Annotated in this window: 16 protein-coding genes and 1 other annotated feature; of the genes, 3 read left to right on the top strand and 13 right to left on the bottom strand. The window is 27.6% G+C overall.

Translation table 11 applies throughout. From position 1 onward, the window contains the following. Window positions 1-98: 98 nt before the first annotated feature. Window positions 99-3,209, bottom strand: coding sequence for an isoleucine--tRNA ligase (ileS, locus tag ACH36K_RS02450; RefSeq protein WP_411169420.1), 3,111 nt, complete (start codon window positions 3,207-3,209; stop codon window positions 99-101). A gap of 182 nt (window positions 3,210-3,391) precedes the next feature. After that, window positions 3,392-3,653: a binding site (T-box leader), on the bottom strand. Window positions 3,654-3,947: 294 nt separating this feature from the next. Here ileS and ACH36K_RS02445 point away from each other — a divergent pair. Then, the gene (locus tag ACH36K_RS02445; protein ID WP_016206921.1) at window positions 3,948-4,166 is read left to right on the top strand and encodes a (2Fe-2S)-binding protein; all 219 of its coding nucleotides are present in this window, start codon (window positions 3,948-3,950) and stop codon (window positions 4,164-4,166) included. A gap of 83 nt (window positions 4,167-4,249) precedes the next feature. Here the strand turns inward: ACH36K_RS02445 and ACH36K_RS02440 are convergent, their stop codons facing one another. Continuing rightward, the gene (locus ACH36K_RS02440) at window positions 4,250-4,432 is read right to left on the bottom strand and encodes a hypothetical protein (protein WP_411169419.1); all 183 of its coding nucleotides are present in this window, start codon (window positions 4,430-4,432) and stop codon (window positions 4,250-4,252) included. Between the two features lie 270 nt (window positions 4,433-4,702). Continuing rightward, on the bottom strand, window positions 4,703-5,419 hold the full coding sequence (locus ACH36K_RS02435) for a hypothetical protein (RefSeq protein WP_411169418.1): 717 nt from the start codon (window positions 5,417-5,419) through the stop codon (window positions 4,703-4,705). Between the two features lie 265 nt (window positions 5,420-5,684). Between ACH36K_RS02435 and ACH36K_RS02430 the strand changes: the two genes are divergently transcribed. Continuing rightward, complete coding sequence (locus ACH36K_RS02430) at window positions 5,685-6,860, top strand: class I SAM-dependent rRNA methyltransferase (protein ID WP_411169417.1); 1,176 nt, start codon at window positions 5,685-5,687, stop codon at window positions 6,858-6,860. A 287-nt stretch (window positions 6,861-7,147) separates the two neighbouring features. Here the strand turns inward: ACH36K_RS02430 and ACH36K_RS02425 are convergent, their stop codons facing one another. The 10 genes from ACH36K_RS02425 to ACH36K_RS02380 form a co-directional block, all read right to left on the bottom strand. Next, on the bottom strand, window positions 7,148-7,825 hold the full coding sequence (locus ACH36K_RS02425; protein ID WP_411169416.1) for a hypothetical protein: 678 nt from the start codon (window positions 7,823-7,825) through the stop codon (window positions 7,148-7,150). Between the two features lie 69 nt (window positions 7,826-7,894). Further along, window positions 7,895-8,086 (bottom strand): hypothetical protein, encoded by a 192-nt coding sequence (locus tag ACH36K_RS02420; protein ID WP_411169415.1) that lies wholly within the window; start codon window positions 8,084-8,086, stop codon window positions 7,895-7,897. A gap of 303 nt (window positions 8,087-8,389) precedes the next feature. Next, window positions 8,390-8,887 (bottom strand): zf-HC2 domain-containing protein, encoded by a 498-nt coding sequence (locus tag ACH36K_RS02415; RefSeq protein ID WP_411169414.1) that lies wholly within the window; start codon window positions 8,885-8,887, stop codon window positions 8,390-8,392. A 13-nt stretch (window positions 8,888-8,900) separates the two neighbouring features. Beyond that, on the bottom strand, window positions 8,901-9,416 hold the full coding sequence (locus ACH36K_RS02410) for a zf-HC2 domain-containing protein (RefSeq protein ID WP_411169413.1): 516 nt from the start codon (window positions 9,414-9,416) through the stop codon (window positions 8,901-8,903). Then, complete coding sequence (locus ACH36K_RS02405) at window positions 9,406-9,894, bottom strand: RNA polymerase sigma factor (protein ID WP_411169412.1); 489 nt, start codon at window positions 9,892-9,894, stop codon at window positions 9,406-9,408. The genes ACH36K_RS02410 and ACH36K_RS02405 overlap by 11 nt, the downstream gene beginning before the upstream one ends. A 172-nt stretch (window positions 9,895-10,066) precedes the next feature. Next, entirely contained in the window at window positions 10,067-10,321 is a 255-nt protein-coding gene (locus ACH36K_RS02400; RefSeq protein ID WP_411169411.1) for a hypothetical protein, read from the bottom strand. A gap of 265 nt (window positions 10,322-10,586) precedes the next feature. Further along, window positions 10,587-11,423: a CAP domain-containing protein gene (locus tag ACH36K_RS02395; protein WP_411169410.1), complete on the bottom strand. Its 837-nt coding sequence runs from the start codon at window positions 11,421-11,423 to the stop codon at window positions 10,587-10,589. A gap of 580 nt (window positions 11,424-12,003) precedes the next feature. Then, entirely contained in the window at window positions 12,004-12,735 is a 732-nt protein-coding gene (locus tag ACH36K_RS02390; protein ID WP_411169409.1) for a 2-phosphosulfolactate phosphatase family protein, read from the bottom strand. A 53-nt stretch (window positions 12,736-12,788) separates the two neighbouring features. Next, a complete protein-coding gene (locus ACH36K_RS02385) occupies window positions 12,789-13,712 on the bottom strand; it encodes a TIGR01212 family radical SAM protein (RefSeq protein WP_411169408.1) in 924 nt (307 codons plus the stop codon). Window positions 13,713-13,794: 82 nt separating this feature from the next. Further along, on the bottom strand, window positions 13,795-14,901 hold the full coding sequence (locus tag ACH36K_RS02380) for a hypothetical protein (protein ID WP_411170645.1): 1,107 nt from the start codon (window positions 14,899-14,901) through the stop codon (window positions 13,795-13,797). A 135-nt stretch (window positions 14,902-15,036) separates the two neighbouring features. Here ACH36K_RS02380 and ACH36K_RS02375 point away from each other — a divergent pair, with 135 nt between their 5' ends. After that, entirely contained in the window at window positions 15,037-16,095 is a 1,059-nt protein-coding gene (locus ACH36K_RS02375; RefSeq protein ID WP_411169407.1) for a transporter, read from the top strand. Window positions 16,096-16,125: the final 30 nt, after the last annotated feature.

Raw genomic sequence — 16,125 nt, 5'->3', positions numbered from 1 at the left:
ACAACATTCAAGGATTTTCTTTATAAAAATTTATTATAATATAGTCAAAAAGTTAGAAGTTTAACCAAAACTTCTAACTTTTTAATCTATTTTATAATTTATCCTAATACCTCAACTGTCATATTTAGCTTTTCTCCATTTATAACAGTTTCAATATAATCAACTTCTGCATCTATCATAATCTCTTGAGTTAATGTTTCTCTTTTAATTATATCAGAATACTTATTAGCAACTTCTAATAACATATCATTTCCTGATATATATAGTTTTATCTTATCTGATACTTCAAAGCCTTTTTCTTTTCTCATATTTTGAACCTTAGATATTATTTCTCTTAAATGACCTTCTTCTTTAAGCTCTTCTGTAATAGTTGTGTCAAGAACAACCCCAATTTGACCTTCACCAGCAAAAGCATATCCTTCTAGTCCTTGCATTGTTACTAAAACACTTTCACTATTTAAAACTATTTCCGTTCCATCTACTACTATAGTTTCAGTTCCACCATTTTGAAGCTTTTGAGCAAGCTCCATTTGATTTCTTGAAGCTATTTCTTTTCTTATTCCTGGAATAAGCTTTCCATAAGCTCTTCCTAATACAGGTAAGTTAGGCTTAATTTCAAAGTTAACATATTGTGATAAGTCAGCTCCAAACTCTACTGCCTTTATGTTAAGTTCATCTTTTATAATATCACCATAATATTCTGGAATAGCATCTGTTGATAATAGCATCTTTGAAAGTGGCTGTCTATTCTTAATATTAGATCCATTTCTAGCACTTCTTCCAAGTTTAACTATTGTGTAAGCTAAATTCATTTCTTCTTCTAAATTTTTATCAATAGCATTTTCTTTAACTTCTGGCCATGTACATAAGTGAACACTTTCTGTAGCATTTTCATCTAAGTTAACTACTAGGTTTTGATAAATCTCTTCTGATATAAATGGTACAAATGGAGATGTAACTTTAACTAATGTAGTTAATACTCTATATAATGTTACATAAGCGCCAATTTTATCATCAGTTAATTCTTCTGACCAATATCTAGCTCTATTTCTTCTTACATACCAATTAGATAATTCATCAGTAAACTCTTCGATAGCTAACGCAGCTGGAGTTATTTGGTATGAATTTAAGTTGTCATCTACATCTTTAATTAAAGTATTAAGCTTAGACATTATCCATTTATCCATTACATTTTCTGATTCAAAATTAGAATATTTTAATGGATTAAATTGATCTAACTCAGCATATAACACATAGAATGAATATACATTCCATAATGTACTTAAGAATTTTCTTTGAGCTTCTGAAACATCATCTACTGAGAATCTAGTTGGAAGCCATGGAGCACTTGCAGTATAGAAATGCCATCTAGTTGCATCTGCACCTTGAGCATCTAATACTTCAAATGGATCTACAACATTTCCCTTTGATTTAGACATCTTTAAGCCCTTCTTATCTAGAACGTGACCTAAAACTATACAATTTTCAAAAGGATTAGTATCAAATATAGCTGTTGAAATAGCTAATAATGTATAGAACCACCCTCTTGTTTGGTCAACAGCTTCTGATATAAATTGAGCTGGGAAGTTCTTCTCAAATAATTCCTTATTCTCAAATGGATAGTGTAATTGTGCAAACGGCATTGAACCTGAATCAAACCAACAGTCAATAACTTCAGCTGTTCTAGTCATCTCTTTATTACACTTAGAACATTTTAAATGTATATTGTCTATATATGGCTTGTGAAGCTCTATATCTTCAGGAACATTAATTCCTTTTTTCTTTAAATCTTCTATGCTTCCTATACATTCCTTATGACCACATTCACATTCCCAAATAGGAAGCGGAGTTCCCCAGTATCTATCTCTAGAAATACCCCAGTCAATAACATTTTCTAAGAACTTACCAAACCTACCTGTTCTTATGTTATCTGGATACCAATTAACCTTATTATTATTTTCTAAAAGCTTATCTCTTAAAGTTGTCATTGCAACAAACCAGCTCTCTCTTGGATAGTAAAGAAGTGGTGTGTCACATCTCCAACAATGCGGATATGAGTGAGTATGCTTTTCTGCTTTAAATAATTGATTATGTTCTTCTAAGTATTTAACTATACTTTCATCACACTTCTTAACAAACTTACCAGCCCAAGGAGTTACTTCTTCAACAAAGTTACCACTAGCATCAACTAAGTTTATGAAAGCAATTCCATTTTTCTTTGCTACTAAGCTATCGTCTTCACCATAGGCAGGAGCTATATGAACTATACCAGTACCATCTGATAATGTTACGTAATCACCATGAATTACTTCAAACGCCTTACCTTCAACTTTTCCAAATGGAAGTAATTGCTCATATTTAGTTCCAATTAACTCTGTGCCTTTAAATTCTTTTATTATTTCAAAATCTTCGCCTAATACTTTTGCTGCTAAATCTTTAGCCACTACTAATATTTCATCATTAACTTTAGCTTCAATATAAGTGTATGATTTATTTATGCATAATGCTAAATTTGATGGAAGTGTCCATGGAGTTGTCGTCCACGCTAGTATATACTTATTTTCTTCTCCTACAACTTTAAATTTAGCTATTGCAGTTAAGTCCTTAACATCTTTATATCCTTGTGATACTTCATGTGATGAAAGACCTGTTCCACATCTTGGGCAATAAGGCATAACCTTATGACCTTTATATAGAAGTCCTTTGTTCCACATTTGACTTAAAGCCCACCAAACTGATTCAATATATGGATTATGATAAGTAACATATGGATCTTCCATATCAACCCAGTATCCAATTTGTTCAGTCATTTTTTCCCACATATTAACGTAAGTAAAAACTGACTCTTTACATTCTGTTACAAATTTTTCTACACCATAATCTTCAATTTGATCTTTTCCTGAAATACCAAGCTTCTTTTCTATTTCAAGTTCAACTGGAAGTCCATGAGTATCCCAACCAGCTTTTCTTATAACCTTATATCCCTTCATCACCTTATATCTTGGGATTATATCCTTCATAACCCTTGTTAAAATGTGACCTACGTGAGGTCTTCCATTTGCTGTTGGAGGACCATCATAAAATGTGAAATACTCTCCATCTTGATTCATATCAAAATTCTTTTTGATAACATTATTTTCTTTCCAAAGGTCTGCTACTTCTTTTTCCATACCAACAAAACCCTTTGGTAATTCAACCTTTTTGTACATATATAAACTCCCTTCTGTTGATTAATTTATATTAAAAGCTACTAAAGCTTTAAGGTTTTACTTAAATAATATAAACTATTCTTAAGTTATATCTTAGATTATTAACTATAGATAGTTAATTATTCACAACCTAGTTGTTAATAGGTAATATAACTATTTAAGTATATAAAAAAAACTTCGCCCAATAGGACGAAGATAATTCGCTATACCACCTAAGGTTAGAGGTTCCCCATAAATATAATTCATATTTGGAAACTCTTTATTTCGAGTACAATCATACTCTATCCTTTAACGCAGGCTAACGTGAAAAACTTAATCAGTAATTTATAACCTTTCAGCCTCAAACTCCTAGGTGATTTTCATTAGTCTTCTCTATGACTTTACACCAACCAGTCACTCTCTTAAAGTATCTAACTAAGTACTTCTCCTAATCATAGCTTTTAAATATTTAATAAAATAATATAAATATAATCATTATGTTAATAATAATTATATTCTACTACAAAGTAAAATAATATAAAAGATTATATTGAAGAATATTTTATATTATTTTTCACAAAATAATAATATAACTATTTGTTTAGATATTAAAAATTAACTAATAATTTTTATCAATTAGTATTGACTTCCTACAAAAGCAGATATATAATGTAAACATAAAGAATAAACATTAAATTTATTTTTTATCCCCTTTATTTTCCTTAGTAAAATTCTTATTAATATTAGGAGGAAAACTAAATGGAAAATAACTTAAACGAACAAGTCCTTGATAAGATTACTAAAGTTTGTACTTGCAAGGCAATACCAAGATCCAAAATAAAAGATGCAATCAAAGCCGGAGCTCACACTGTAGAACAAGTTTCTAAGGCAACAGGAGCTTGTACAGGTGGATGCAGAGGCTACAGATGTACCCCTACAATCCAAAATTTGATTGATAAACATCTGGAAAATAACTAATATAGTTCCCCCAAACTATATTAGCATATAGATTATATCTCCCCTAAAACCACCTGTTATTAAATCAGGTGGTTTTTTATTCTTTAGAAAATCCTAACGGATAATCCACAATTCTTAAAAGTATCTTTACTTATATCAATATGTTCTAATTCTTTATTTCTATAATTATCTTTTGTTATACTTTCACAAGTTAATTTATCTATTGTATTTTCCATATACTTTCTTATTCTTCTTGGAGTTGGTATAACAATTGCCTTAAATATCATATATATCTCCCCAAATAATTGCTTTATACTATAATTATATTTGTGTTTATATTTAATATTCATACTTAGGGGCATAAATTTATGAATGAGTTTAATATATATATTATTAAAGAAAACTAACCTTGATAAAAAAGAAAAATATAATTTAAAAAATTAATTATTAGATTATTTAAACAATCTAATAAAGGAATATTAAAATCAAAGCTTATCAGAAAAAAGTGCTGTATCATATTGAATTTTATTATTCGATATGTATAGCACTTTCCTTTATTATCGTGCAGGCCTTGGCTTATATCCCGCATTTATAGCTTCTTGTTCATTGTTAAATTGTACATAACCTTCAGCCCCCATAATGTCATACACCTTATCTCTTGGAAACACGTAGAATTTTCCACCTAATTTTTCATCCTCATATCCCCTAACTGGACTATTAGATGTTACTACTTGAGTTTTATCATTTTGTGCAACGCTAGTGTTTTTTGGTGCTAGTTGATAACCTGCTGCCTCTGCTTGTGCCTCCGTTGAAAATTCTTCATAGCTTCCAAAGTTAGATAACTTATTATATAGTGGATCAGATGGGTATCTATAAAATTTATTTCCATTCTTTAAGTCAACAAATCCTCTTATTTTCTTATTTACAGTTTGAACTTGTGAATTAACCTTTTGCTCAGCTTGCTGTGCTTCTTCTTCAGTCTTCTTGGTCTCCTCTGCTATTTTAGCTTCCTCTGTTTTTTTTGCCTCTTCAGCTACTCTTGCTTCTTCTGCCTTTTTTTCATCTTCAAGTTTTTTTATTTCCTCTTCTTTTTTTGTTTCTTCAAGTTTTTTATCTTCCTCAGCCTTTTTAGCTTCTTCGGAAGTTTTAGCACTTAGAGCTAACTTTTCCTCTACTCTATTATCAGAAAAAGCCTTATAACCTATTCCTATACCCCCAATTACTGCTATTGCTAACAATTTTGCTATGGTTGCTTTAAGTCTTTTTGATTCCATACTCATTCTCCCAATCACCATTTGATTATTTTCATATAAATATAAATTGTAGTTTTTACCCTTTTACATAGAAACTTTTATATGTATATTGTATCAAATAAATTTACCAAATTAAACCTCAGATGTACTTATCTTACTTTTAAATTTGAATTTATATTTAATATTCATAAAAATAAATGTAATACTTTATTATAACTTTATAATATTTCTTTAATTATATATATGTTATAATCTTATAAGAATTAATCTGAAAGGAGCTAATTTAATGGCAAGTAAATTCTATTTACATAAAGGAAAAAATAAAAGAGCTGAGCAAGGAAGACCTTGGATATATGTTGATGAAATAAATGAATATGATGGAGATTATGAAAATGGAGATATAGTTGAAGTATATAACCATAAAGGATTCTTCATTGGCAAAGGTTATATAAATGATAGAAGTAAAATAACTATAAGAATAATGACTAATGATATTAATGAAGAAATAGATGAGGAATTTTTTAAAAAGAGATTCTCCAATGCCTTTGAATATAGAAAAACAGTTATAGACACATCATCTTGCAGATTCATCTTTGGAGAAGCTGATTTTTTACCTGGTCTTACTGTAGATAAATTTGAAGATTATTATGTAATTCAAATTTCTACTTTAGGAATGGATCAATATAGAGATATAGTAGTAAAAATTTTAGTTGATGAATATGGTGCTAAAGGTGTTTATGAAAGAAGTGATATTAAAACAAGAGAAATCGAAGGCCTTGAACAAACTAAAGGCTTCTTAACAGAGACATTTGATACAAATATTCAAATAGTAGAAAATGGAGTTAAATACATAGTTGATTTAGAAAACGGACAAAAAACAGGTTTCTTCTTAGACCAAAAAGAAAATAGAGCTGCTATGCATAGAATCTGTAAAGATAAAGAGGTTTTAGATTGCTTTACTCACACAGGTTCCTTTGCTTTAAATGCTGGTATTGCTGGAGCTAAGTCAGTTCTTGGTATAGATGTATCCCAACATGCAGTCGATTGTGCAAGAAGAAATGCTGAACTTAATAACCTACAAGATACCGTTAAGTTTGAATGTCATAATGCCTTTGATGTCCTTGGAGAATGGTCAAGAGAAGGTAAACAATTTGATGTAGTTATATTAGATCCACCAGCATTTACAAAATCAAGAAATACAATTAAATCTGCTATTAGAGGTTATAAGGAAATAAATCTTAGAGGATTAAAGATGGTTAAGTCAGGTGGATACTTTGCAACATGCTCCTGCTCACATTATATGAGTGAGGAACAACTTAAAAAGACAGTTCTAGAAGCAGCTCACGATGCTAGAAGAACATTAAGACAAGTAGAAATTAGAACTCAGTCTGCTGATCATCCGATACTTTGGAATTCAGATGAATCATATTACTTAAAGTTCTTTATATTCCAGGTAATTTAACTTCTTTACTATTACTTTAGATAATATTATATTTACACTGCAACTAATAGATATCAGCTTATAATTAAAGATATCTATTAAAATAATATCTCCTTATTAGTAATAATTTATATTCTAATTATTACTAATAAGGAGACATTTTTATTAGATAAAAAACTATCTTTTACTCTCTCATTAAATAAATTACCTTTATATTTAAATTGCTTTTAGTGAATAGTTGAAAAATATATTTCTATAATTTATATATAATCTTCTATAATGTTTTTAATAATTAATTAATGAAATCATTACTTTAATATAGAATTTATTTTTTCATATAAAGGGCCTTCCATTGAGTTATTTAAATTACCGTAATATAATTTATTTTCATAAGATAAAATACAACCTATAAACTCTGCATCTTGAGTATTTAGATAATTTCCATAAATATAATAAATTTTATCAACTTTATTAAAGTCATCCTTATCATACTTAACTTCTCCATATTTTTCTTCTAATTTTATTAAAGTATCCTTATCAATTTGTGTCTTTGTTTCTTTACCTTCATCTCCCTCACACAAAGCGAAATCAGAATACTTTTCAAAAATATTATTACTTAAATTAGGATTTTCTAAAAACTCTGCTTTTGAATAAAATCTTGAATCGTCTCCTAAAGTTTTTACATGAGTATTACTTGAATCTGTTTTATCAGCAATTATTTGATGATCCATAATTAAATAAACAAAAAAGCTCATATTTTTAGGTTCTACAGTGCCTAAAGGTTCTGATTTTAATTTCTCAGGAAATTTAAATCTTGATGGAAAATATATGTTTCCATTAAACTCCATAGGAGCATACTCCAAACTATTACTTGTCAGCATTTTAGCAACTATTTTTTTACTTTTAAATCTTCCTTTTTTGTTGTAATTAAATCCAATTACTACAGCAAAACAAATAATCAAAGCTCCTATCGCTACTATTGACATCATGTCTTTTCTCTTATTAATAATTTTAATCTCCCCCTTATATTAATTTAATACAAAGCTATCCCCACTTTACTTAAATTTTTCAAATTCTTCTGCATATAGATTTATATATCCACAATCTAAACACATATATTTCCTAATTTTTGAGTTTTTCGGATTGATTGTTATCTTCTTAGGAATTTCTACTGCTGTAAAAGCCCCTTTTAGCACAATTTCTATTTCTTTTAAATTTTGTGATTTGCAAGCACTACATATTTTCATAATTTTCTCCTCTCACCATAGTTAAATCATATATAAACTTTTAATAATACTTCCAATATAAACTAGATTACTCTTCAGCTTTTATACTCAAGTCTAGCCCCCTTTACCTTCTATATATTTTTATTTCAGCAATACTCATAAGCAGCTTGTACGCGATATTTTTCTATACTCAATTCATTGTTATTCCCTAAAATACATACTCAGTTCAATAAATATTAAGGCACATCATCTACTCTAATATTTCAAAATTTCTTATATCAATATTATTAATTTAATAAAATTGTAAAGTTTTGAAATTAAAATTTAATAATATATTAGATTTCTTATATAAATATATAAAGATTTAAATAACCACATACTACATATAATTATTGGAACAATAAGAAATTTTTTATGTGTTTTCTTTAAATATATGATGCTAAATATTAATCCAATTAATGGAATTATAAATTTTATTATTATTGCAATAATAATAAAACTTAAAAATATTAATGTTAAAATCCCCTCTTCAAAATTGGGTTCAGTGTAAAATGTCAATAATACAGTGGAAATAACTGTAACTATTAATGATAATATTAGCATAATTAGAAATTTTTTATTAATTTTTTTTAAATAGTTAACTTTTACCTTATCTACGGTATTTATATTAATGGTAGAACTTATAACTTCATATTCTTTCCTACAATGAATACAACTATCAATATGACCTTTCACTAATTCATTTCCCTCATTACTTAATATATTCTCAATATAATTAGGCAATAAATCCTTAATTATCTCACATGATACTATATGTTTCACGATACCCCTCCTACTAAAATTTTAATAAGTTTATATATCTATATAGTAAATTGATTATTAAATATATAACTATAATTATTAAAGATATAAAAAATGCATTCGAAACATTATAGCTACTACTTCCATATGAAGCTTTCTTCCATATCCAACAAAATAATAATGCCATCATTGGAATAAAATAAATACCTATATTTAATACTAACATTAAAGTAATTTCTTTTGTGGAAATTATATCCATACCATATTGAATCTTATTACACATAATTGATAAACTTATACAAGCCACACTTATTATTATTAATGAAATGAATTTTAATATAATTTTCAATTTAAATTTTTTAAATGTATCCATTTCGCTATTTTTTTCATTAGAATTATCAACATTGCACATTCTATAATATTCTTTTTTACAAATATCACATTCACTTAAATGTTGCTTAATACAAACATTAGTTTCTTTGCTTGCAATTCCATCAATATATATAGATAATAAATCCTTAATTATGCTACAAGACAATTTATTCTCCATTCTCTAACCTCCTAATAAGCTTAGATTTACCTCTATAAAATGTAACTCTAGCCCAATTTTCTGATTTTCCTAAAACCTCACCAATTTCCTTAAAACTTAAATCTCCTGTTAATCTAAGATACATAACTTCTTTATAAGGATTCTCTAAAGATTGTATTATTTTATATATACTTTTTTTATTTTCATTTGATATAACTAATTCTTCTGTAGAATCTCCACTTATTTTTATATTCTCATCAAATGAAACATTTATTGTTTTCCCTCTTTTGCTCCATTCCTGAAATAAAAGATGTTTAGCTATTTGACAAAGCCATACTGAAATCTTGCACTTTCCATTGTATTTATGAATTGATTTAATTGCCCTTAAGAAAGTTTCCTGTGTTAATTCTTCAGATAAGTTCACATCTTTTGTATAATTAAGTAAAAACCCGTACACAATCTTAGAATTTTCTTTATATATTTCACCAATAGTAAGCAATGTTTCACCTCCCATAACATATATCCTATTTTTGGTAAATTCGTTACAAAATAAAAAAGTATTTCTCTCTAGCGAATTAAATTCATAATCAAGAAATACTTTTTACTTTAAATACAGTATTATTTATTTGCATTTTTTAAACATCTACTTTTGAGAAATCATTATATTCATATCATTTATTTTTATCATAGCTACAGTATTTAGGACGATCATATTTATAATGTAATATAAATATAGCTGACTCAATTACAACAGAAAATACTATTAATTTAAAACCATGTGTTTTAAATGTCTTAGTGTACTCTTGAATTCCTCTAGAAATATATTGATAATCAACTACTATACCTTCTTCTTTCAAAATTATATTACTCACTATTTCTTTTAACTTATCTCTGTGTTCTTTATCACCGTTCTCCTTATTTTCCAATAATTATTAATTTTAATATAAATGACTTTTATTGTCAATTTATTACTAATTATTCAGAATTAACATCTGCAAATTTATTAATATCATATTTCTTTTTATTCATTAATATTTTTTATAAGCACCAATAATTCCCTATAGAGTAAAAAAGCTATTATCTCCCATATATCTATGAGAAATAATAGCTTTTTACTACTTGTAAGTTTCTGTGAGAGTTTTATTTTCAGTGGTTATTTTTTAACTAGTTTTAGATTATTTACTATTCTAATTATTTATAGAACTCTTGTGTTGCATAGTAAGTGTTCCCTATTTTATAGACTCCAACACCTATGCTACTAAAGTTTGATGAAAGTATGTTTGCTCTATGTCCTGGAGAGTTCATCCAGTTGTCCATAAATTGTGTTGCTAAAGTTGAATTACCATTTACACCTTGGATATAGGCAATGTTTTCTCCCCAAGCTCTGTATGATACTCCATCAGCCTTCATTTTTTCTGTTATTAATCTACCTTCTGGGTCTTTATGATCAAAGTATCCTCTGTCTCCCATATCTTTTGATTTAATTCTTGCATAACTTTCCATAGTTCCATTGTAGCTTAATGCCGGAAGTCCTGCTGCTGCTCTTTCTTGGTTTACTCTTTGGAAAATAGCTTGTTCAATCTCCGCTATATAGCTACTGTCAGAAGTACTTGGTTTTTCAGTAGGTGCTTGTCCACCACCTTGAGATGGAGTTTCTACTGGATTTTGTCCTTGAGTATTTTGTCCATCTGTATAGCAGTTTTCACCAGATTGATTATTTCCGCCTGACTTATCAGCTTGTACATTTGTTTCTTTATTATTATTTAAAGATTCATTATTTGCATTAGTATTTGATTCAGTTGAAGCCTTATTTTCTGAAGCTACAGCATTATTAGATACCTCTGTTGCTTTTTTAGCTTCTTCATTCTTTATTTCTTTATTTTCAGATGAAGCTTCACTGTTAGATTGAATCTTTACACCATCATTATTAGTTACATTAGTTTTAGAAGGCATAAGGAAGCTTCCTACCCCTAAAGCAATTGATAATCCTGTTGATGCTAATAACATTATTAATTTTGATTTTATCATTTGTAAATTCCCCCTTCAGATTTGTAATTCATCTGTCGAAACTATACTAACATATGACCTATAGCTTCTAAATATGAGTTAGTTTCTATTTATTGAATAATGTTCTATCAATAGTAATTGTCTTATTGTAATTGATTTTTTTCCCATAAAACATTTTCATAAAATTCAATTTATTTTTTTATATAATTTTTATTAACTAGATATTATTTAAACTATTGATATCACAAGGATTACAATATGTGTATTTTTATAATAAAATGCATCCTATTCATTAACATCACTATAATTTTCATATTTTTCCCTAGATATAATTACCAGAATATTTTTATTGCTTTTATGATTTATAGCAGATTTAAAAAATAAAAGATGACTAATCATCATAATTAGTCATCTTTTATTGAAATAAATTCTATAATTATAGGAGTTAAATTTGTTTGTATATAGTTTATATTATTAAAAGTGTGGAGCTAATAATAATATATTTATTCCGTTAATTGATATTGATTATCAATCTATTATTATAATATAACCTTTTTATATTATTGTCAATAGTAAAAAAGTGATTATTTGAAATTTATTATCAATTACCTATTATTTCTATAAATCCAGTGTTTTTATTAACATTAGGAACAATATCTATAGTACTTTTTCTACAACAATATTCTAAATCCTTTTCTAGATTCAACTCTTTTAATATATTGTAGTGTCTTGCATCCTTTATATAATCTAATATATTAGTATTGCTTTCATATATATACTTCGCTGTTTTAGATATATCTGATAAGTTATAAGTATGTTTTTTACATAGTAAACTTATTATATATCCTGAACATATAAAGTCATCTATTGAAAACTCTCCATTTGTACCTGAATTTATAAGAACTATATCTGTTTCTTCTTTACTTAACGAGTTCGCAACAGCCTCTGCATTTATCATTGCACCTATAAGTATCTTTTTTGCTTTCAAACTTAAATTAATTGCTCTTGTTCCATTAGTGGTACTTAATATTATATTTTTTCCTTTTACATTTTCTTCAGTATACTCTAATGGTGAATTTGTGAAATCAAAGCCATCTATTTTTACAGCTTTTCTTTCTCCTCCTAGCAAAGGTTCTATTCCTTTTTCTAAAAACTCTTTTTGCTTTTCAAAGGCCTCTTCTACAGTTAACATTGGAATAACTCTTTTTGCTTTATTTGCTAATGCTGTTATAATAACAGAAGTTGCTCTTAGCATATCAATTACTACAACTATCTTATTATTTAAATACTCCTCTTTAATATGGTCTGCAGATATAATAACATCTATATTCATAAGTACTTCCCCCTAACTTTTATAACTCACCCTATATATTGTTTATATTTTCTCTACTTAAAATTCTTACCTTGCCATATATCATTATCTTCTAATGCTTTATCTATAGCATTTAAAACTTCCCACTTTTTTAAACTCCACATAGGTCCTATTAATAACTCTCTTGGAGCATCACCTGTTAATCTATGCACTACCATATCTTCAGGTATCATAGCAACTCCTTTGCATACTAGGTCTATATACTCTTCTTGAGTTAATAACTTTAATTCTCCACTTTCGTATTGTTCAACCATTTTTGTTCCTTCCATTAAGTGAAGTAAGTGAAACTTTATTCCCGTTGCCCCTGAGTGTGCTATATAATCAACAGTTTTTAACATATCTTCTTCTGTTTCACCTGGTAGTCCAAATATAGTGTGAGCTACTACTTCAATGTTTCTTTCCAATAGTCTTTTTAATGTATTATCAAAAACTTCAAAATCATATCCTCTATTAAAATTTCTCGCTGTTTCATCATTTATTGTTTGAAGTCCAAGCTCAACAATTAAATATGTTTCTTTATTTAATTCTGTTAAGAAATCTAAAACATCATCATCAATACAATCTGGCCTTGTTGCTATTGATATAGCTACTACATTTTTTTGCTCTAAAGCTTCTCTATACTTTCTCCTAAGTTCTTCTACTGGAGCATAAGTATTAGTGTAGGCTTGAAAATATGCAATTAGCTTTCCATCTTTCCATTTTTTCTCCATCATATCTTTTCTATCTTCAAATTGCTTTGTTATAGATAATGTTCTACTACCCGCAAAATCCCCAGATCCTCTTGCACTACAAAATGTGCATCCTCCTTTTGCGACCTTTCCGTCTCTATTTGGACATGTAAAACCTCCATCTAAAGATATTTTATATACTTTTTCATTAAATTTATTTCTAAGATAATAGTTTAAACTATGATATCTTTTTCCATTCCATTCTTTCATGCTTCCTCCTAAAAAAATAAAAGTACCACTTTATTTAAGTTGTACTTTTATTCTACTACAATATTTTTATATGTTAAGTCTTTTAAATATTTTTTTTAACTTCCTCTGCTTCCATATTTACCTTATATTCGCCTGTAACATCACTGTTTATATCATTTCTGCCCTCTTTGCCACTAACTTTAACTGTAATAGTATTTTTATCGAAACTCTTTAATTCTACATTATACTTGTCTTCTGGAAACATTTCATTAAATTTTATTTTAACAAGATCTCCTTGAGCACTATTATATATATTTATTCTATTTAATTTATTAGAATTTAAATATTCTACTATTAAATATCCTTCTTCTTTTGAAAAAACTAAATTTTTTACTATTGCATTATCTAATATATCTAAAGGAACAACCTTCTTTACTATAGGTTTATCTAATACTTCTTCTATTGATTTACTTGCATCTGCTCCTCCAGCTTTACTACTTCCTTGATCTGCCTGAGATGGTTGAGCTGCTTGAGTTGCTTTACTTTCTTCTATATATGCAATTGATAAAAATGTTTTGTTATTTCCTATTGTTGATAACGCTACCTTTTGACCTTTATATCCCACTGATATAGGTCCAAAAGCTTCTACTGGTGCTTTTTCTTTATATAACATTATTCTATTTTCCTTTATATACACATCTTTAGGCAAGTTATTTAAATTTAATATTAAATCACTCTTTCCTCCTTCTTCACCTATAATCCTTAAGGAGTTATTTCTAACAAAAACTTGTTTTTTATTCATTGATTTAATTTCATCAATTTTATATTCATTACCCACTTTAACTACTTTTATAGCATAATTATCTAAATCACACTTTGCCTCTGTTGGTGAATTTCTAACAACATTAAATGTAGCATATGCTGATCCTGTTGATTCTATTAAGTTATCTGGTTCATAAGATACAATTCTTGATGTTCCAGTAGTTATTTCCTTATTTCTGCTTAATAAACTATCTGTACATAAGCTATTTGCCATATCCATATTATTTTCCTTAACAAAATTTAAATAGGTTTCTGCAACATCAACTGCAGTTTTAGGGCTAAATAAATCTATCTTAGCTTCTCTATTATTTTCTTTTTTTGTACATGCAGATAATAAATAAAAACTCATAATTATTAATAAAAAGCATATTGTTAACTTTCTTCTCATCACTTTTATTACCTCCTAATATATATTCCTTAAGCTTATTTTCCCTAAGAATATATACCTTATTCATTTTTAAAGAATAAAAGTAATTTAACATATATATATTTGTTAATAGAGAGAATATAGGGGGATATAAAAATGAAACGTGAACTTTCTAAAATTTTTCAGATAGCAGTTGTTTTTATTGGAACAATTGTTGGTGCTGGACTAGCTTCTGGACAAGAAATTAAAGAGTTTTTTACATCTTACGGAATATCAAGTTTTATAGGAGTTATAGCCTGTGGTATATTTTATATAATTATGGGTTCTATAGTTTCAAAAATTAGTATTAAGTATAAACTAAACTCTTATGGTGATGTAATAAAAGTAGTTAGTCCAAATATTCTTGGTAAAATCACAGGTATAATCACAACATTATATCTTATATCCAGTGCATCAATAATCTTGGCAGGTAGTGGTGCTTTAATAAATCAATTTTTCGGAGTTCCTAAAATAATCGGTTCTATTATAATGATAGTCTTAGCTGTGTTCTTCCTTTTAAAAGATACTGATGGTTTAATTGAGGTAAACTCATTTATAGTTCCAACTCTAGTAATAACTATTACTACAATAACCATACTGTACTTTATGTTTTGTAAAGATATGATGTCATTAGAATTTTTAACTAAATTTGAACCCAAAAAAACAGGTATAGCCTTATCAACAACATTGTATGCAGGATATAACACTCTTTGCTGCTTAGGTGTATTAGTACCTTTAAGTAACCAAGTTGGAAAGCCTAAAACTATGTTTTATGGTGTTGCATTAGGTGCAATAGGATTGGCTCTATTGAGTTTTGCAATAAACTTCTTGCTAATGATAAATCAACCTTATATACATCAATATGAAATACCTTTATTATTTGTAGCACAACGTTTTGGAAATATAATACAGGCATTATTGTTGATTGTAATTTGGCTAGAGATGTTTTCAACTGAAGTTTCTGATGTTTATTCTATAAGTAAGACTCTCGACAATAACTTTCATATAGAATTTAAAAAAGCAATTTTCATAGTTCTTATTATAGCTCTGCCTATATCCAGAATAGGATTTTCAAAACTTATCGGATCACTATATCCTCTTTTTGGATTGCTTAGCCTAGTTTTCATAGGTCAAACAATTTACTTTTATTTTAAACATAAAGAAGAGTTAAATTAATTCTTCTTATAAAAATACCCCTATTGAAAT

The sequence above is a fragment of the Clostridium sp. MB05 genome (assembly GCF_046581255.1).
Lineage (GTDB): Bacteria > Bacillota > Clostridia > Clostridiales > Clostridiaceae > Clostridium.
Note: the sequence above shows the minus strand (reverse complement) of the source record. Positions and strands in the feature narration are given on the sequence as shown.

What these genes read in the sequence shown, in the direction of transcription:
- ACH36K_RS02440 (WP_411169419.1), bottom strand. Translation starts at nt 4,432, where the DNA reads ATGATATTTAAGGCAATTGTTATACCAACTCCAAGAAGAATAAGAAAG.
- ACH36K_RS02435 (WP_411169418.1), bottom strand. Translation starts at nt 5,419, where the DNA reads ATGGAATCAAAAAGACTTAAAGCAACCATAGCAAAATTGTTAGCAATA.
- ileS (WP_411169420.1), bottom strand. Translation starts at nt 3,209, where the DNA reads ATGTACAAAAAGGTTGAATTACCAAAGGGTTTTGTTGGTATGGAAAAA.
- ACH36K_RS02445 (WP_016206921.1), top strand. Translation starts at nt 3,948, where the DNA reads ATGGAAAATAACTTAAACGAACAAGTCCTTGATAAGATTACTAAAGTT.
- ACH36K_RS02390 (WP_411169409.1), bottom strand. Translation starts at nt 12,735, where the DNA reads ATGAATATAGATGTTATTATATCTGCAGACCATATTAAAGAGGAGTAT.
- ACH36K_RS02375 (WP_411169407.1), top strand. Translation starts at nt 15,037, where the DNA reads ATGAAACGTGAACTTTCTAAAATTTTTCAGATAGCAGTTGTTTTTATT.
- ACH36K_RS02380 (WP_411170645.1), bottom strand. Translation starts at nt 14,901, where the DNA reads ATGAGAAGAAAGTTAACAATATGCTTTTTATTAATAATTATGAGTTTT.
- ACH36K_RS02385 (WP_411169408.1), bottom strand. Translation starts at nt 13,712, where the DNA reads ATGAAAGAATGGAATGGAAAAAGATATCATAGTTTAAACTATTATCTT.
- ACH36K_RS02430 (WP_411169417.1), top strand. Translation starts at nt 5,685, where the DNA reads ATGGCAAGTAAATTCTATTTACATAAAGGAAAAAATAAAAGAGCTGAG.
- ACH36K_RS02395 (WP_411169410.1), bottom strand. Translation starts at nt 11,423, where the DNA reads ATGATAAAATCAAAATTAATAATGTTATTAGCATCAACAGGATTATCA.
- ACH36K_RS02410 (WP_411169413.1), bottom strand. Translation starts at nt 9,416, where the DNA reads ATGGAGAATAAATTGTCTTGTAGCATAATTAAGGATTTATTATCTATA.
- ACH36K_RS02420 (WP_411169415.1), bottom strand. Translation starts at nt 8,086, where the DNA reads ATGAAAATATGTAGTGCTTGCAAATCACAAAATTTAAAAGAAATAGAA.
- ACH36K_RS02425 (WP_411169416.1), bottom strand. Translation starts at nt 7,825, where the DNA reads ATGTCAATAGTAGCGATAGGAGCTTTGATTATTTGTTTTGCTGTAGTA.